Below are 18,244 nucleotides of genomic sequence, written 5' to 3'. Positions count from 1 at the left end.
TTCCCCATGTGAGAGTAGGTCATCGTCAAGATTAAATTCCGAAACCCCAATTGCGAAAGCAGTTGGGGTTTTGTTTTAGTAGAAGTTCCCGTTTTTGCTGGCACGTTACCGTGGTAACGGGCTGGTCACAGAATTTCTTGACGACCATAGAGCGTTGGAACCACCTGATCCCATCCCGAACTCAGAAGTGAAACGATGCATCGCCGATGGTAGTGTGGGGTTTCCCCATGTGAGAGTAGGTCATCGTCAAGATTAAATTCCGAAACCCCTGTTTGCTAACGCAGACAGGGGTTTTGTCGTTTCAGAGCCTGCAAAAGTCCGATCTTCAAACCGCTCTGCGTGCCTTGCTGCTTCGACGAGCCTGCCATTTGCGCCACCAGATGTAGACGCCAGTCCCCGACAACCCCGCAATCAGAACACCCAATACCGCGATCATCACTTGCCCGGTAAAGCCTATGATCCGTCCTCCATGTATCGGCAACTGCAACCGATAAAACCGCTCTCCCAACGTCCCTTCTCCTGCGATTTCCTGCCCCAGTAATCGCCCGTCCGTACCGTGGAAAAACAACCAGGATTTACCATGGGCCTCGGTGTCATGCTGTCCAAACCCCGCACCGTAGAAGTTGTACTCAAAGCTGTAATACAACTCACCGATTGCCGCAGTCAGTCCCAACCTTTTTCCCTCCTGCTGCGCCCTTTCGTAGGCCTGTTGATAACTCAGTCGAGTGAACCCCAGTTCGTCGGCAGGCATCCGCCCTCGGGCCTCATACACGCTCGGTTCAATCGGAGAGAACAGCGATACCACCGGTTTGAAGATCTGACTCGGCAAGTTCATGGCCACGCTGCTGACGGCTATCGGCAACAATAACAACCACAGCCACAGGCCCCCCGCGCGATGCAGATCGAAGTTGAGCCGATAGGCATGCCCGCCCTTGATCTTCCAGGCCGTCGACCACTTCTTCCAGAACGGTTTACCCCGAGGCAACGTCAGCCAGAGAGCGATGAAGCAATCGATCACCCAGGCAATGGCCACCAATCCCATCAACAGCAAACCCCAGTTCCCGGGCAGCGTCAGGTTGTAGTGGAACTCGAGAATGAAAGGAATGAAGTTCTCACGCTGGAAACAGCACTCACCCCAGTAACGCTGGCCTTTTCGCTCGCCACTGACCGGGTCGAGGTAGAACACCTGATTACGCTCATCGAACGGTTTGCCCGTCGCCGGATCATTACGTGGAACCGCCGCCAGCAAGGCTGTGTGACCTGCCTCATTCGGATACTCCATGTACCAGACCTGCAGCCTCGGATGTACCGATTGCACCGCATCGACCAGCTCACCTGGCGGTAGACGCTGCCCCTCGGCCGACGCCGTGTAAAACCCAGGATTCAGCCACTCATCCAGCTCATGGTTGAACGCCAGAATGCTCCCGGTGATTCCCGCCAGCAGCAGAAACACAGCCGTGGCCAACCCGATGTACCGGTGCAGTAAAACCAGAAACGAACGCATGAAATTTTCCCCACGAATACGACAAAGCCAGTCCCTGAATCTCAGGGACTGGCTTTTTTATGCACAAGACAAAGGCTTAGAACTGGTAGCTGACCGTGGCGGCGACGTTGCGCTCCTCGCCCATGTAGCAGAAGTTCAGACTGGCGCAGGAGGCCACGTAGGATTCGTTGGTCAGGTTGTTCGCATTCAGGCGTACGTCCACACCCTTCAAGCCAACTTTGCCCAGGTCATAACCGATCGACGCGTCGAACAACGTGTAGGACGGCACCTTCATGGTGTTCTCTGCATCCGCCCAGCTGTAGCCGACGTAACGCACACCGCCGCCCACTCGCACGCCATCAAGCGCCGCACTGTCGAACTTGTAGTCCGCCCACAGCGATGCCATGTGACGCGGTGCCTGGGTTGGCGAGTTGCCTTTATTCTCGATCACGTTTGTCGGGGTACTCAGGGTGCTGACCATCGACTTCGAGTACTCGATGTCAGTGAAGGTGTAGCTACCGAGCACTTTCAGGTTATCGGTCAACTGCATGTGCGCTTCCAGTTCCAGACCCTGAGAGCGGACAGCGCCTACAGCGCGATAGAAGTTTTCCTGCGGCAGTTTGGTCGCCAGGTTTTCCTGATCAATACGGAACAGCGAGGCCGTGAACAGATTGTCGGTGCCGGGTGGCTGGTATTTCAGACCCGCTTCCCACTGCGTGCCATCCGTTGGAGCCAGCGGATTACCGGCACTGTCGGCATAGGAGTTGGGGTTGAACGACTCCGAGTAGCTGATGTACGGCGCCAGGCCGTTATCGAACAGGTACAGCGCCCCGACACGGCCCGTCAGTTTGGTGCGCTTGTCGCTGATCTCGGTGCCGACCGGACGGCTCGCCTCGGCAATCCGGTTTTCCTCGGACGTCTCTACCCAGTCCTGCCGCAGGCCGAGGGAGAAACGCCATTTGTCCATCTCAATCAGGTCTTGCAGGTAAACCCCGGTCTGCTCCAGGCGTCGCAGGTAACTGGTCTCACCGTACGGCGTAATAGCGGAATTGCCGTACACCGGGTTGAACGCATTGATCGGCGCCAGGCCACCGCTGGTCCAGTCGACCACGGTTTTGCGTCGCTGGTAATCCGCTCCCATCAGCACCGTGTGCTTGGTCGCACCGGTGAAGAATTCGGCCTGGAGCATGTTGTCGACGATGAACGCATGCAGTCGCTCGTCACCGCCGGTGTAGTAGCGATTCAGCTCGTTGCTGGTCGGCGACGTCCAGCCATAGGCGTACACCTGATCCATGTTCACTTTGGAGTCGAGGTAACGGAAGTTCTGCCGCGCGGTGAAGACGTCGTTGAAGCGATGTTCGAACTGATAGCCGAACGACTGCTGATCGCGGGAGTAACCATCGACTCCCGGTTCGCCTTCGAAGAAGTGCGGTGAGATCCGGTTGCCGTTGCGCTGATGAATCGTGCCGTCGGCCGGCACGCCACCGTGATAGCCGCCATCCGGGTCATGTTGCAGATACGCCTGCAGGGTCAGTGAAGTGTCTTCGTTGAAATCGATGCTGACCGTCGGCGCGAGAGCGAAGCGTTTTTCCTTGTTGTGGTCGAATTGCGTGTCGGACTGATCCGTCAAACCGATCAGACGATAGGCGATGCGCTTGTCGTCATCGACCGGGCCGCTGAAGTCAAAACCAACACCGCGCTGGCCCTGAGTGCCAACGGTGGCCTGAATCTGATGATAGGCCTCGTACAGCGGTTTCTTGCTGGTCAACGCCACCAGCCCGCCCGGTGAACTGCGGCCGTACAACACCGACGACGGGCCTTTGAGAATGTCCACGCGCTCGAGGAAATAAGGATCGACCTGCATGGTGCTGTAGGTGCCGCTGTCGCCCATGGACTTGAGGCCGTCGAGGTAGATGTTATCCACCGAGCCATCGTTGAAGCCGCGCATCGCCACGTAGTCGTAACGGTGCGTGGCGCCATAGGGGTTGGTCAGCACACCGGGGGTGTAGCGCATGGCCTGGGACACGGTTTGCGAGCCCTGATCGTCCATTTGCTCGCGGGTGACCACGGACACGCTTTGCGAAGTTTCCAGCAGCGCGGTACTGGTTTTGGTGGCGATCTGACTGTGCGTTGCGTTGTAGCCGTCCATGCTGCCCAGCGCGTTGCCGAGGGCAAAACCTTTGATGTCAGTGGTCGGCAGGGCCAGGGCTTCGGTTTCCGTGACGGAGCGCAACACATAGCTGCTGCCGTCCTGACTGACCGCCTCCAGCCCTGAGCCACCGAGCAGATGACTCAGTGCCTGATCGGTCGAATACTCGCCCTGTACGCCGGGTGATTGCCGGCCTTGAGTCTGCTGTGGGGTCATCGACAACGTGATGCCGGCCTGGCGCGCGAACTGGTTCAGCGCCTCGCCCAATGGCCCCGCGGCGATGTTGTAGCGATGGCTGCTGACCTCACTGCCGCTCGCCGCGACGCTCAGGTTCGGCAGCAGGCCGACGCCCAGTGCCGTGGAGAACAACGCGGCCCGAACGGCGTGGCGCAGAAGGCCCGATTCGGCAGTGAAATTCAGAGGGTTCTTACAGATAACGCGCGCAGTCATTGTAGGTTTCCGTGGCAAGTCGCGAAGGCTGAATTGAAGTGCTTACTGACTAAGCCGGCCTTGCCACGAAAACCCGCCAAAAAATTTCAGACTGCTCGTTCCAGCGTGACCCACCAGCGGGTGCGATAACGTAATTGCACCGGCAGGGTTTGCGGCAGGATCGCCAGCAACTTGTCGGTGTCATCGAGGCGGAACACGCCGGACAAGCGCAGATCCGCCACCTGCGGGGCGCAATTCAGGAAGCCCTGACGGTAGCGGCCAACCTCTTTGAGGAAGTCACCCAGGCGCATATTGCGCGTCACGATAAGCCCGTCGATCCAGGCGCCGGCATCCATGTCCAGCGGCGGAGCGGGACGCGCCTGATGGTGATCGATCAAGTAACTCTGACCGGCAAGCACCTCGGTGGAAGCGCCATCGCTCGTCCGCGGCGAATGAATCGCGACTCGGCCACTGGTGACGCTCAGGCGCGTGCAATCACCTTCCTGACGCAGGATGAACCGCGCGTTGAACGGCTCATAACTGCCATGACGATTTTGCACTCGCAGCGGTCGATCAATCCCCGAACCTTCGTCGGCGCCGCCGCAGGTCACGATGATCTCGCCCCGGGTCAGTTTGATCAGCCGCTGTTGCGCGGTGTAATCGAGGTCCACGGCGCTGGCCGTGTTCAGTTCGATCCGCGTACCGTCGGGCAACTGGAATCCGCGGCGCTCGCCGGTGGCGGTAGCGTAATCGGCGCTCCATTGCTGCCAGGCTGACGTGTCTTTGGCCAGCCACGCGGCGGAGCCCATCAACAACGCGCCGGACAGCAGCTTCAACGCCTGACGGCGACCCAGGCTCTGTGCACTGTTTTCCAGTGTGTTGAATGCCACTTGCGCACCCGGAACGGCGCGCAGATTTTGGGTCAGCTCACTTTGCAACGACTGCACCCGCTGCCAGGCCAGTTCGTGATCGTGATGTTCGGCGCGCCACTGTTCGCATTGGTGGTTCAGGCGCGGATTGCCGTGGTTATTGCGCAGGCGCAGCAGCCAGTGGATCGCCTGTTTGACCACTTGTTGCGGTGGCTCGGCGCGACGGGCGAGTGACACGTTATCCACCGGCATCAGCTTTCGTACCGCAGCACGTAGCAGTGATACAGCGCATCGGCGACGTAGCGCTCCACTGAGCGCAAGGACAGGCCCATCTGCTCGGCGATCTGCTTGTGGGTCAATCCTTCGCACTGCGCCAGGAGAAACGCCTGACGTACTTTTGGCTTCAGTCCTTCAAGCATGCGGGCAATGCTTTCCAGCAGCTCGATCACCAGTGCGCGGGATTCGGCGCTGGGTGTTTCGGCTTCCGGCAAGTGGGCGATGGTTTCCAGATACGCGCGTTCGATTTCCTCACGACGCCAATGGTCGATCACCAATCCACGAGCGATGGTGCGCAGAAACGCGCGGGGTGCCTTGAGTTCGAGACGTTCGGTGCGTTGCAGCAGGCGAACGAACGTGTCCTGGGCCAGATCCGCCGCATCGGCCGCATTGCCCAGCCGCGCGCGCAACCAGCCGTTGAGCCAGCCGTGATGACGACTGTAAAGCGCCTGTACTGCAAACTCAGGTGAGGACATGAACGCGACAGCCCGAACGTCACAAATGATAATTAGTCGCATTGTCATCAAGGGTTACAGAATTTGCAACCGGCGCTGCAAAACAGTCATCAAAAAATGACAGGCGAACGCTCTGGCACGCCGTTCGGCGGGAATCTGGCAGAAATGCCGTCCATTTCCTACAAAGCGCTAAGTTTTCTCCGAAGCGTGCCGACAGACTGGTGAGACATGCGTGCACCAAAGTAGAGCGGCCATCAGAACGCTGCCTGCGCTGTACATGGAATGTTGCATCCGGAACGCATCCCCACTTTTGGCATAAGAAGTCCCATGAAATGAATCTCAAGTTCAGCCATAAAATCCTGTTGGCCGCCTCGGGCGTCGTGGTCCTGGCGTTCGCGCTATTCACTCTGTACAACGACTATCTGCAGCGAAACACCATTCGCCAGAACCTCCAGTCCTCCGTCCAGCAGGCCGGCGACCTGACCGCCAGCAGTGTGCAGAACTGGATGAGCGGGCGGATTCTGGTGCTGGAAAACCTCGCGCAGAACGTCGCTCATCAAGGCAAGAACGCCGATTTCCCGGGGCTGGTCGATCAACCGGCCTTCACCTCGAACTTCCAGTTCACCTACGTCGGCCAGGCCAACGGTGTGTTCACCCAGCGCCCTGACGCGAAGATGCCGGACGGCTACGACCCGCGTCAGCGTCCCTGGTACAAGCAGGCCGTGGCCGCTGACCAGACCATGCTGACCCCGCCTTACATGGCTGCCGTCGGCGGTCTGGTGGTGACCATCGCCATGCCAGTGAAAAAGAACGGCGAGCTGCTCGGTGTGGTGGGCGGTGACCTGAGCCTGGAAACCCTGGTGAAGATCATCAACTCGGTGGACTTCGGTGGCCTGGGCCACGCGTTCCTGGTCAGCGGTGACGGTCAGGTGATCGTCAGCCCGGACAAAGACCAGGTGATGAAGAACCTCAAGGACATCTACCCGAACGCTGATGTGCGTATCCAGAAGGGCAACCAGAACGTGGTGCTCAACGGTCAGGAGCGCATCCTGTCGTTCACCCCGGTCACCGGTCTGCCGAATGCCGAGTGGTACATCGGTCTGTCGATCGACCGCGACAAGGCCTACGCCGCACTTAGCCAGTTCCGTACTTCGGCACTGATCGCGATGTTCGTCGCAGTGGGCGCGATTGCGGTCTTCCTGAGCCTGTTGATCACCGTGCTGATGCGTCCGCTGATCACCATGGGCCGTGCGATGCAGGACATCGCCCAGGGCGAAGGCGATCTGACCCGTCGTCTGGTAGTGGAAAGCAAAGACGAGTTCGGCGAGCTGGGCAGTTCGTTCAACCAGTTCGTGGAGCGGATTCACGCCTCCATCTCCGAAGTGTCTTCCGCGACTCGCCACGTACACGACCTGTCGCAACGGGTGATGGCATCGTCCAACGCCTCGATCATCGGTTCCGACGAGCAAAGCGCGCGCACCAACAGCGTGGCTGCCGCGATCAATCAGTTGGGCGCCGCCACCCAGGAAATCGCCCGCAACGCGGCCGATGCTTCGCAACACGCCAGCGGCGCGAGCGAGCAGGCCGATGACGGTCGTCAGGTGGTTGAGCAGACGATTCAGGCGATGACCGAGCTGTCGCAAAAGATCAGCCTGTCGTGCACCCAGATCGAAACCCTGAATGCGAGCACCGATAACATCGGCCACATTCTCGATGTGATCAAAGGCATCTCCCAGCAGACCAACCTGCTGGCGCTCAACGCGGCCATCGAAGCGGCCCGTGCCGGTGAAGCCGGACGCGGTTTCGCGGTGGTGGCGGACGAGGTGCGCAACCTCGCTCACCGCACCCAGGAATCGGCGGAAGAGATCCACAAGATGATCACCTCGCTGCAGGTCGGCTCGCGCGAAGCGGTGACCACCATGAACGCCAGTCAGGCGTCCAGCGAAGAGAGCGTTGAAGTGGCGAACCAGGCCGGTCTGCGTCTGGTCAGCGTGACCCAGCGCATCGGCGAAATCGACGGCATGAACCAGTCGGTGGCAGCGGCTACCGAAGAGCAGACTGCGGTGGTGGAAACCCTCAACGTCGACGTCAACCAGATCAACCTGCTGAACCAGCAGAGCGTGGCCAACCTCAATGAAACGTTGAAGGATTGCGATGCGTTGTCGCAGCAGGCCAACCGTTTGAAACAACTGGTCGACAGCTTCAAGATCTGATCGCTTGCGGTCAAAAAACAGCCCGCTGCGGAGTGATCCGCAGCGGGCTTTTTCATGCCTTACACAAACAGCTTCAGCACATTGCCCATCGCATCATCGGCGAACCCCTGCACGAAATCCTTGAACCCCGGCAGCGCCTCGGGCCCACCGTTGGCCGGCTCGGCAATGATCGTCCAGGTCGCCCGCGACTTGCCCGCGCTCAGCGACTCCACATTCATCGCCGCCCACAGATTGGCCACGCCCAGGGTGTTGTAGATCGTGGTCCAGGTCATGCTCAGCGCCTGGTCATCCCGGGAGTTGAGTTGCTCGACCACCACGTTGCCGTCCTTGAAGAACTTCTTGCGCAGCGAAGACACGCCTTCACCGGTCATCTCGATGTGCGACAGCGCCGGAATGAAACGGTCGAAGCCGTCGAATTTGCCGACCACCGCCCACACTTGTTTGGCGTCCACCGGCACTTCCACCGAAGACACGACGTGGCAGCCGTGAGGGTTTTTGATCAGGGTGTCGGGTTGAAGATTGCTCATGGTGTTGCTCCTTGGTGGGTGATTCAGATGAAGTTGATTTCTTTCAGGTAATCGCAGCCACGACGCAGCAGCGCCGGGGATTTTTCCGGGTAGTGCGCGCCCATCTGCTGCACGCCGGCCTGGGCGTTGGCATGGCCGATCAGGGAGATGTCGCCGATGTCTTCCTCGAAGCCGTTGAGGTAGAAACCGAGCACGCCGAACAGCGCGTTGTCGGCATCGACCCGGCCCAGTTGCTGCTGCCAGTCGGCGACGCTGACCAGCGAAAACTCGCTGCCGGTTTCGCGGAATGACGCGACGTAGGCATCCCAGCTCAGAGGCTCTGGGTTATGCAGGTTGAACACCGCCCGTTCGGCCGAATAACGGCTGGCGTGGAAGGCGATGAAACGGGCGAGAAAGTCCACCGGCATCAGGTCGAAGTTCAGCGCGAAGGCCGGCACCTGCCCGAGCTGGATCGAGCCCTTGAGCATCAGCATCAAACGGTTCTTGTGCGGCTGGCAGACGCCGCTGAGGCTGTTGAAACTGATGTTGCCGGGCCGATACAGATTGACCCGCACCCCGCGTTCCCGCGCCCGTTCGAGGATGCGTTCACCGACCCATTTCGACAGGTTGTAGCCGTTGCGGATGTAGATCGGCGGCGTCGGTGCGGCGGGCAATTCCAGCACCCGGCCTGCGTCGTCGACAGTGCTGGAGGCCGACAGCGTCGAGACGAAATTGAAGACCTTCTTGCTGCGCCCTTCGCACAGCCGCAGCAGTTCGAAAATCGGCTCGACGTTGTCCGCCGCCAGCGACTCGTAGTCGAGGACGTGATTGACGTTGGCGGCGTTGTGCACCAGCGCGCCGAACTCCCGATCCAGTCGTTCGAAATCGCTATCGGCCAGGCCCAGTTGCGGCCGGGTGATGTCGGCCGAATAGACCCGCACCCGGCTCAGGTCCAGATGTTCCAGCCGGTTCTCTCGCAACGAATGGGCAAAGCGCTGCGCCGCCGTTTGCCCGCCGCCGTCGCGCACCAGGCACGCCACCTCGCTGGCGCCCCAACCCAACAACGCCTCGACGATGTGCACGCCGACAAAACTGTTGGCGCCGGTGACGATCACCTTGTGCACATCGCCCATGCGGCTGATCGGCAACGGCTCGATGTCCAGCGGTCGCTCGGCGTCGGCCATCGCCTGGGCGCTGAGTACCGCGCTGTCATCGGTGCCGCGCACCAGCGTGGCGAGCTTGGCGATGGTCGGCAGTTCGATGAAGCGGTTGATTGAAATGCTGCGGCCGAATTCCTCCCGCAGACGCAGGAGCATGCGCGACAGCAGAATCGAGTGGCCACCGAGATTGAAGAAGCTTTCGTCGGTGGAAATGTCGCTGGTCGGCAGCTCCAGCAACTCGCCCCAGATCTCCAGCAGCAGCGCTTCGTCGGCGTTGGCGGGGAGGCATTTGGGGCCGCTGTCCTGCACGCTGACCGGCAGTTCAAGCAACGCCTTGCGGTCGACTTTGCCGTTGGCGGCGAACGGCATGTTCGGCAGTTCCGTCCACGCCACCGGTTGCATGTAGTCGGGCAAGAACTGCTGGGCATGCGCCTTCAGCGCATCGCGGGCGGCGTCTGATTGCGGCTGGGCGAGGAACGCCAGAATCCGCCGCTGACTGTCGATCACCACGGCGATCTGCCGATACAGCTGGCTCTCGCGCAGGCACCGTTCGATCTCTTCCGGCTCGACCCGGAAACCCCGGATCTTCACCTGATTGTCGCGGCGCCCACACAGCTCGATGCCGTCCTCGTCCCACTTGGCCATGTCGCCGCTGCGGTAGGCGCGCAGTCGCTGGCCGTCCGGCAATTCCAGGTTCAGATAGCGCTCCGCCGTCTGCTGTGGATTGTTCAGGTAACCCAGGCATACACCCGGGCCGACGATGAACAGTTCGCCCACCGTTTGCTCAGCCACCGGTTGTAGATCGTCATCGAGAATCAGCACCTGGCTGTTGGCGATCGGTCCGCCGAGGGTGCGATTGCTGTCGCCCGGTTGCAGTTGCCGCGCGGTGATCAACACCGTGGCTTCGGTGGGGCCGTATAGGTTGTGCAGCTTGCCCTGGCGCGTCAGCTGTTCAATCACGAACGGCTCGCAGACATCGCCGCCGGTCATGATTTGCCCGACGCTTTGCAGTTGCTCCAGCGGCAGGATGCTCAACAGCGCTGGCGGCAGGAAGGCGTGAGTCAGTTGTCGGCGGCGGATCAGTGCCACCAGTTGCAGCGGATCGCGGCGCTGGTTGTCGTCGGGCACCACCAGTTCCGCGCCTTCGAGCAAGGTCGGGAAGATGTCGATCAATGAAGAGTCAAAACTCAGCGACGAGAACTGCAACACCCGACTCTCGGCGTGCAACTGCACGTAATCGGCGTACCACGCGGTGAAGTGCGCAAGGTTCGCCTGGCTGAGCAGCACACCCTTCGGATGCCCGGTGGTGCCAGAGGTGTAGAGCGCCATGCACGGCGCATCGAGCTCAGGCCGACGACGCATCAACGGCAATGACAGATCGGCGACAGTGCTGTCGATGCGACTGACATCCAGCCCCGGCATCGAAGCGCTCAGCAGATGTTCGCCGTCGTGCAGCAGCAACACCGCCCCGGCGTTTTCCAGAATGTACTGCTGGCGCTGAAGCGGATGGCTCGGCTCCAGCGGCAGGTACACCGCGCCGCTGCCGAGAACCGCCAGGATCGAAGCGAACAGCGCATCGCATTTCGGCAGGCAAATCCCCACCACCCACGGTTGCGGTTGTGTCTCCAGCATTGCCAGCAACCGTTGCTGGATCGCCCGGCTGTGATCATGCAACTGGCGATAGCTGATCGACTGCTCGGCGAGGTGCAGCGCTGGGCGCTCCGCATGCTCGATCAGACTCTGTTGCAGCCGCTCGATCACCGGAGTCTGAGCCTGTTGCAGTAACGCCGGGTTGGCCGTGGCATTGAAGCGGTGGACGTAGGCCAGATGATCGAGAAACAGCAGGTTTTCCACCTGCTCGAAGTCCGGCGCACGGGCGGTTGCCGCGTGCTGGAAGTATTCGGCATCGCGGGAGAAACGGCTGACCAATAGCGCTACTTCGTCCACCACTAGCGCCAGTGTTCGCTGGCGCAGGGCCTGGCCGTTGCCGGAGGGCTCGTCGGCAATCGGCACGCGGCTCAGCAGTGTCGAGTTGCAGACGCAAAGGAGATCGAGCACCGGCAGTCCGCCGACGCCTGTTGCTCCAATTCCCAGACGCAAGGTCAGGTGCGGTGTCGCGCCGTGATCCTGTGGCGCAAGGCTGCCGTCATCGATTACCAGATCCACCGACGGAACAGCGTCTGTCAGCAATGCATGACCGTGTTGTTCGAGCTCCTGCGCCAGGTCGGTCAAGGCCTGGCTGCGGCCCATCAGCAAAATGTCGAGACGTCTCATGTCAGCCTCCTTGTCAAACCAGGTAGTCGCGCAGGGCGTGCTGTACGCACGGTGTGTCGAGCAGTGAGCTGTTGTGGAAAAACCGCACGATGTTGCCCACCAGCGGGTGGTGGCGATTGATCGGGAAGGCCAGCCCGGCCATCTCGTCTTTCAGTGCGCGGCGGGTTGCGTCGTTGACCGGCAAGGCATCGATCAGGCGCAGGTCGAATGCCTTCTGGATGTCGTTGGTCAGGTAGTGGCCGATGAACACCGGCAGGATCTGCGCGATGCATTCGCGATCTGCATCGCTTGCGGTGTGCCAGTAGATGCGCACCATCCGCGCCCAGAAACTCGAATGGCGACCCTCGTCGAGCAAGTGGTCGGCCATCAGCCCCTTGATCGACGGCTTGACCGTGTCGTCCCGGGCGAATGCCGCAACATCGCCGGTCACGGTGTTCTCGGCGATGGCGACGCAGATCAGCTCCACGGCGCTGCGCAGGTGCTCCGGGGCCAATTCGACGGCGGCCGGAATCGCCCGGCTCAGTTCGATTTCATTCGGCAACTCGATGGGCTCGATGCCGGTCATGGCCACGGTCTGCTGCATGAAATCCATCGCCACCAGCGCGTGGTAATCCTCGTCAACGACAACAGTCATGGCGTCGTAGCGACAGGCGAACGGGAAGGCCACGGCGAAGCGGTTCTTGGCGATGCTGCGGGCGGTCTTGTCGACGATCTCAGTCTCGAAAATCACCACGTCGTTGATGAATTTGTACAGCGTCTGCACCAGCGCAAAGTCCCGTTGCTCGGGGCATTCGCGCAGGAAGGTTTCACTGAGCACCAACGGCTGGCGACTGAGCGGGTAGATCAGCCGCGCGTCGTCCTCCAGCACGCGGCGCGGCCGGGTGCGGATGGTGGCGCGGCTTTCCCAGGCGTCGGCGAAGGATTGGTAGTCGGCGGCGTTCATTCGGCCACCTCCGCCAACGGCTCGCGCATGCTCAGGCGCAGGCCGTCCCACAGGGCGATACGGCTTTCCACGGCGGCGACGGCGCTGGCGTAGACCTCGGCTTCACGCTGCGGATCGCCATCGACCAGTCGCTCCAACAGTTGCTCCGCTGCCGGGCCGTGGTCTTCGGAGTCGACCTCGATGTGTCGTTCCAGGTAGTAACGGAAGGTCGGCGCCTGTTCGACACCGATGCCCCAGGCATCGAGCATGCGCTGGAACATGGTCGGGATCACGCTCTCGCGGCCATGCAGGAAGGCGGCGGCGACGCTGTGCCCTGGCGCATGCAGCGCGGTGTGCAAGGTGTCGCGGACGAACTGAGCGGCGGCCGGGTCGACGTCGACGCTTTGCAACGCGACGTCATAGCTCACGCCTTCCTGTTGCAGCGCGACGAAACGCTCCACCGCCGAGGTGCTCGCACCGACTTCGCGCATCGCATCCAGGTACAACTCGAAGTGACTGTAATGCCCGTGTGACAGCCGATCGTCCGACTCTTCGCCGAGCACGATTTCATTGATCAGCCGCGCGGCGTGCGGATCGCGCGGCGGCAGCCACGGCAGACGGGTGCACGTCAGTTCCTGTTGCAGTCGTTTGGTCAGCGACATGAAGTCCCACACGGCAAATACGTGGGACTCCATGAAGCGTCGCAACACTGACAGCGAATCGATTTCGGAGAAGATCGGGTGAACGCTGAGTTCGGCTTTCTTTTGGGCGAGTTGTTCTTTAGTTGGCATGATGCGAGCCTCTGGCTTATAGGGATATAGGGACTTCTCAATCAATGGCTAACAACGTTGGATATAGTTTCCAGGCGAGCGATAGCCTCATTCGTTTCGATGAAAGTTAAAGTTTCATTGAAAGCCCAGGTACAACGGCATACCGCTGAAGGCGGCTGTGAACTGGGCCATATTGCTGGGTCTCGCCGGTTTGTCGGTTCGCTGCAAAACCCGGCGTAGAAAAACTAATACATCGCAAAACAACTTAACAAGTATATTTTCAATTAATTTAAGTTGGCCGTTTTTCAAGTATGAGCGAGGCTGATAAAACTTTTAAGTTGAGTTTTATTTGGGCGTAGTTGCTCCTTTCGGCGTTTAAAGGCCAAAATTGAATAACAAGAGTGAATGCCTCACTCGAAGCAACTTTCTAATGAAGTAATTGAAATGATCTGAGGGGATGAAGTTGGCCTGATACGGCGGCGAATCTTCCTTTTCCCGTGACAAGGCTCCTTCCGTAGGTTCCTGGTGCGGAGACTGCTGCCGGGGCGGCGCGTCCCCGTTCTATAGTGGGTTGGCGATTCAAGGGTGCGCGTAAATCGGCGCCGCGGCTATCGTCGAAAATGACTTCCTTGCGGTGCAAATTCCGGGCTGTTCGAAGCAGGGGGGAGGTTAGAGCGCAGGCGCCGAAGTGCCACGGCAATTGAGCGTGACCGGCGTGGGGATTTGTAAGCGGGTTATTCGCCGGGGGAGCGGGGGCTCACCCGGGAGGGGACTTTCAGAGTGCCGCCTGGCGGCTTTTGGAGGCGGAGCTGGCCAGATAGCGAGTGATCACCTCGACACCCCGATTGAGGTGCTGCTCCAGAAGCATCACCGCCTGTTGGGTGTCGCGTTCTTTAACGGCCTGCAGCAGCGCCCGGTGATCGTCCTGGGACAGTTTGCCCAGGCCCATGGCCTCGAGGTTGAAACGCAGGAAGCGTTCCTCTTCATTCAAGCCATCCTCGACCAGCCGCAGCAGTCGGCCGTTCGGGGATTTGCAGTAAAGCGCCATGTGGAACAGACGGTTGAGCCGGCCGATCTCGGTGTAGTCGTGCTCGGTTTCCAGCTCTTCGATGTAGCCGGCGGCGCGATCGTGATCGGCAGGGGTCAGCAGCGGGATCGACTGGCGCAGCGCTTCGGATTCCAGCAGGATGCGCAGCTCATAGGTTTCGGTCGCGTCACCCTGAATCAGCGGCGCCACGACGGCCCCTTTGTGCGCAACCACGCTCAGCAGGCCCTGGGCTTCCAGCTGACGCAAGGCTTCGCGCACCGGCATGCGGCTGACGCCGAACAGATCCGCCAGGTCTTGCTGGCGCACGGCGGTGCCGCACGGCAGGCGACCATCGAGGATCGCCGAGCGCAGGGTTTCTTCGATGACCGAACGCGCCAGGTGCGCGGGAATCGGGCCTTCGACTTTGATGCTGTGGAGTGGCTTGGGCTTCTGGGTCACAACTGCACACCCTGTTGACGGCTGAATTTGGATCCAAAGGACACTAGTGATTGCTCTACAGGTTGTCAAACCGTGTAGAAGAACCCTGTCATATCTGAAGTTTAGCGCGCCAGCGATGATCTCAGGGTGCCATTGTTTTTTGCTGGACTAACCTTCACCATCAAACGCCTTTCTTCCCTGCCCTGGATGCCTTGCATTGGCGGTACGTTTCGCGATCCCTCGGATTGTGCGCTGGCTTGCCTGCGCGCTGCTGCTGGCCGGCGCCATGCTGGGCGGTCTGCATGCCGATTGGGATTTTTCTGCGATCAGTCGCAAGGCTACGGCGTTGTACGGCCCTCTGGGCGCCGGACAGCAACGGATCGATGCCTGGCAGAATCTGCTGGCCACGCAGAAGCAGGTCAGCGAAATGGAAAAGCTCAAAGTGGTGAACCTGTTTTTCAACAAACAGATGCGCTACGTCGAAGATATCGACCTGTGGGGTGAAGTCGATTATTGGGAAACTCCCATCGAAGCCTTGTGGAAAGGTGCCGGCGATTGCGAAGACTATGCGATCGCCAAGTATTTCAGCCTGCGCCATCTGGGGGTGGCCAGTGACAAGTTACGTATCACCTACGTCAAGGCCTTGCGCCAGAACCGCGCGCACATGGTCCTGACTTACTATTCCAGCCCTGACGCCATGCCACTGGTGCTCGACAGCCTGATCGACCCGATCAAGCCGGCGTCCGAGCGAACCGATTTGCTGCCGGTCTACTCTTTCAATGCCGAAGGTCTGTACCTGCCGGGAGCGAAGGGCAACAAGAAGGTCGGCGACACCAAACGTCTGTCACGCTGGCAGGATGTGTTGAAGAAAATGCAGGCCGAAGGATTCCCGGTCGAGACGACTAACTAGGAGCACGCGCTCAGATGTCCTTGTTCAAACAGCTGTTGATCGCTATCTGTCTGTTCCTGGTGGTCGCCTTCACTGGCAGCTTCATGGTCAGTCTGGAAAGCTCGCGCACCCAGTACGTCAATCAGTTGCGCTCCCACGCCCAGGACGCCGCCACGGCGCTGGCGCTGTCGCTGACGCCGAATATCGACGACCCGGCGATGGTCGAGCTGCTGGTCAGTTCGATCTTCGACAGCGGTTACTACTCGAGCATCCGCGTGGTCGATCTGAAGACCGACCAGACCATCGTCGAGCGCAACGGCATTCCGGCGGTCACCAACGTGCCGGACTGGTTCGTCAAACTGATCGGTCTGGAGCCGGCCGGTGGCGATGCGCTGGTCAGCCGTGGCTGGGAGCAGGCGGCGCGGGTCGAGGTGGTCAGCCACCCGATGTTCGCCCTGGCCAAACTCTGGCAGAGCGCTTTGGGCAGTCTTGGCTGGCTGCTGGTCTGCGGCGCGGTGAGTGCGGTGCTCGGTGCGCTGTTGCTGCGTCGACAACTGAGGCCGCTGGATTACATGGTCAAGCAATCCCACGCCATCGCCCGTCGCGAGTTCCTCAGCCTGCCGGACCTGCCGCGCACGCCTGAACTGCGTCGCGTAGTGCTGGCCATGAACCAGATGGTCGAGAAGCTCAAGGCGCTGTTCCAGGAGCAGGCCGAACGCAGTGAAAAACTGCGTACCGAGTCCTATCAGGACAACCTCACCGGGCTGGCCAACCGACGCTATTTCGAGATGCAACTGAACGCCCGGGTGAGCAACCCGGAGCAGGCCAGCTCCGGTTATCTGCTGCTGTTGCGGGTCAAGGACCTGGCCGGGCTGAACCAGCGCCTCGGCGGTCAACGCACCGATGAATTGCTCAAGGCAGTCGGCGAGCAGCTTTCCCGCGAGTGCGCCAAATACCCGGAAACCCAGAATCTCGTCACACGTATTCGCGGCGGTGAATTCGCCGTGCTGGCGCCGGGCCTGACGCGGGAAGAAGCGCTGCAACTGGCGCAAAGCCTCGACAGTGCGCTGAGCAGCCTGCATGCGACAGGCGCCACCGACGTGGCGGCCGTGGCCTCCATCGGCCTCGCACCGTTCGCCCACGGCGATTCGCCGCAAGCGGTGCTCAGCCTCGGTGATCAGGCACTGGCGCAGGCCGAAGGGCAGGGCGAGCAGAACTGGGCGTGTCTCGATCAGAGCCTGGTGGCGGACGTCGGTGACGATCACCACGCCTGGCATCGCCTGCTCGATCAGGCCCTGAGCCAGCGGCGTTTCGAGCTGTTCTTCCAGCCGGTAGTGGCGGCGCAGGACACGCAACTGGTGCTGCATTACAAGGTGCTGTCACGCTTGCTCGACGAGCAGGGCCAGACCATTCCCGCCGGACGCTTCCTGCCGTGGCTGGAGCGCTTTGGCTGGACCGCACGGCTGGACCGACTGATGCTCGAGCGGGTGCTGGAGCAAATGGCCGGGCATGAAAAATCCCTGGCGCTGAACCTGTCGTCGGCGACCTTGGCTGATCCACAGGCGCTGAACAAAGTCTTCGAGATTCTGCGCTCGCACTCCAATCTGGGGCCGCGTCTGACCCTGGAAATCGGCGAGGAGCAATTGCCGGAACAAGCGGTGCTGGAACAGTTGACCCGCCGCCTGCGCGAACTCGGTTTCTCCCTGAGCCTGCAACGCTTCGGCGGGCGCTTCAGCATGATCGGCAACCTGGCGCGGCTGGGGCTGGCGTACTTGAAGATCGATGGCAGCTACATTCGGGCGATCGATCAGGAAAGTGACAAACGTCTGTTCATCGAGGCGATCCAGCGTGCGGCGCACAGCATCGATCTGCCGTTGATTGCCGAGCGGGTCGAGACGGAAGGGGAATTGTCGGTGATTCGCGAGATGGGCTTGTACGGGGTTCAGGGACAGCTCTTCGGTGAGCCAAAACCCTGGTGATGAATTGTCCGTTCCCACGCTTAGCGTGGGCACGGACAGTACAAAAAGATCAGATCAACCCGGTCTCTTCATCATCGATCAACTGACTCAACCCGCCCAGCGCTTCCCGGGCCTGGGTACGGTCCATCAACTTGGCCTGGGCCGCCGGCGGCAGGTCGGTGACGCGGATCACGCCTTTGCTGGTCAGCACCTGAATCAGGTCGTCGAGTACCCGGATCATTTCCAGGTCGCTCTGCTTGAGTTGCTTGAGGCTGTTTTCCACCGCGGCATTGGCAAACCAGGCCTGGATTTCATGGTGGTCGGCCGGCAGCGTTTCCGTGGCCTCGGCCCAGGCGGCAGCTTCCACGCGAACCAACTGACCCTGCGCATCGCGTTGCACGTAAAACATTGAGCATCCCTCAGAAA

Annotated in this window: 13 protein-coding genes and 1 rRNA gene; 4 read left to right on the top strand and 10 right to left on the bottom strand. The window is 60.6% G+C overall.

The window, feature by feature from the left end:
- The first annotated feature begins 136 nt into the window (after positions 1–136).
- Positions 137–252, top strand: a 5S ribosomal RNA gene (gene rrf / locus AC1RR7_RS14210).
- Between the two features lie 73 nt (positions 253–325).
- On the opposite strand, the gene AC1RR7_RS14205 is transcribed toward rrf, so the two are convergent.
- The 4 genes from AC1RR7_RS14205 to AC1RR7_RS14190 all read right to left on the bottom strand — a co-directional run bounded on the left by AC1RR7_RS14205 (position 326) and on the right by AC1RR7_RS14190 (position 5,682).
- Positions 326–1,504 carry a PepSY-associated TM helix domain-containing protein gene (locus AC1RR7_RS14205; protein WP_493157760.1) on the bottom strand — a complete coding sequence of 393 codons (1,179 nt, stop codon included), beginning with the start codon at positions 1,502–1,504 and terminating at the stop codon, positions 326–328.
- A gap of 76 nt (positions 1,505–1,580) precedes the next feature.
- The gene (locus tag AC1RR7_RS14200) at positions 1,581–4,082 is read right to left on the bottom strand and encodes a TonB-dependent siderophore receptor (protein ID WP_493157758.1); all 2,502 of its coding nucleotides are present in this window, start codon (positions 4,080–4,082) and stop codon (positions 1,581–1,583) included.
- Positions 4,083–4,168: 86 nt separating this feature from the next.
- Positions 4,169–5,182, bottom strand: a complete 1,014-nt coding sequence (locus tag AC1RR7_RS14195; protein WP_102620525.1) for a FecR domain-containing protein — start codon at positions 5,180–5,182, stop codon at positions 4,169–4,171.
- Positions 5,182–5,682: a sigma-70 family RNA polymerase sigma factor gene (locus tag AC1RR7_RS14190; protein ID WP_192559431.1), complete on the bottom strand. Its 501-nt coding sequence runs from the start codon at positions 5,680–5,682 to the stop codon at positions 5,182–5,184. The genes AC1RR7_RS14195 and AC1RR7_RS14190 overlap by 1 nt, the downstream gene beginning before the upstream one ends.
- Before the next feature lie 311 nt (positions 5,683–5,993).
- Here AC1RR7_RS14190 and AC1RR7_RS14185 point away from each other — a divergent pair, with 311 nt between their 5' ends.
- Complete coding sequence (locus tag AC1RR7_RS14185) at positions 5,994–7,874, top strand: methyl-accepting chemotaxis protein (RefSeq protein ID WP_085712595.1); 1,881 nt, start codon at positions 5,994–5,996, stop codon at positions 7,872–7,874.
- 59 nt (positions 7,875–7,933) lie between these two features.
- Here AC1RR7_RS14185 and AC1RR7_RS14180 read toward each other — a convergent pair whose 3' ends face one another.
- The 5 genes from AC1RR7_RS14180 to AC1RR7_RS14160 form a co-directional block, all read right to left on the bottom strand.
- Entirely contained in the window at positions 7,934–8,401 is a 468-nt protein-coding gene (locus AC1RR7_RS14180; protein WP_192559432.1) for an SRPBCC family protein, read from the bottom strand.
- A gap of 23 nt (positions 8,402–8,424) precedes the next feature.
- Positions 8,425–11,814 carry an amino acid adenylation domain-containing protein gene (locus AC1RR7_RS14175; protein WP_493157755.1) on the bottom strand — a complete coding sequence of 1,130 codons (3,390 nt, stop codon included), beginning with the start codon at positions 11,812–11,814 and terminating at the stop codon, positions 8,425–8,427.
- Positions 11,815–11,827: 13 nt separating this feature from the next.
- A complete protein-coding gene (locus tag AC1RR7_RS14170; RefSeq protein WP_102620530.1) occupies positions 11,828–12,757 on the bottom strand; it encodes a diiron oxygenase in 930 nt (309 codons plus the stop codon).
- On the bottom strand, positions 12,754–13,527 hold the full coding sequence (locus AC1RR7_RS14165) for a DUF3050 domain-containing protein (RefSeq protein WP_096823044.1): 774 nt from the start codon (positions 13,525–13,527) through the stop codon (positions 12,754–12,756). The genes AC1RR7_RS14170 and AC1RR7_RS14165 overlap by 4 nt, the downstream gene beginning before the upstream one ends.
- A 754-nt stretch (positions 13,528–14,281) precedes the next feature.
- A complete protein-coding gene (locus tag AC1RR7_RS14160; RefSeq protein WP_096823043.1) occupies positions 14,282–14,992 on the bottom strand; it encodes a GntR family transcriptional regulator in 711 nt (236 codons plus the stop codon).
- Positions 14,993–15,188: 196 nt separating this feature from the next.
- On the opposite strand from AC1RR7_RS14160, the gene lapG reads away from it, so the two are divergent.
- Positions 15,189–15,881: a cysteine protease LapG gene (gene lapG / locus AC1RR7_RS14155; protein WP_096823042.1), complete on the top strand. Its 693-nt coding sequence runs from the start codon at positions 15,189–15,191 to the stop codon at positions 15,879–15,881.
- Between the two features lie 14 nt (positions 15,882–15,895).
- Positions 15,896–17,839, top strand: coding sequence for a cyclic di-GMP receptor LapD (gene lapD, locus AC1RR7_RS14150; protein ID WP_096823041.1), 1,944 nt, complete (start codon positions 15,896–15,898; stop codon positions 17,837–17,839).
- A gap of 49 nt (positions 17,840–17,888) precedes the next feature.
- On the opposite strand, the gene AC1RR7_RS14145 is transcribed toward lapD, so the two are convergent.
- The gene (locus AC1RR7_RS14145) at positions 17,889–18,227 is read right to left on the bottom strand and encodes a tryptophan synthase subunit beta (protein WP_096823040.1); all 339 of its coding nucleotides are present in this window, start codon (positions 18,225–18,227) and stop codon (positions 17,889–17,891) included.
- Between the last annotated feature and the right edge of the window lie 17 nt (positions 18,228–18,244).

The sequence above is a fragment of the Pseudomonas sp. GW821-FHT11G12 genome (genome assembly GCF_058808055.1).
The sequence above is the reverse complement of the archived record's forward strand: the minus strand, read 5'-3'. Positions and strand labels throughout refer to the sequence as shown.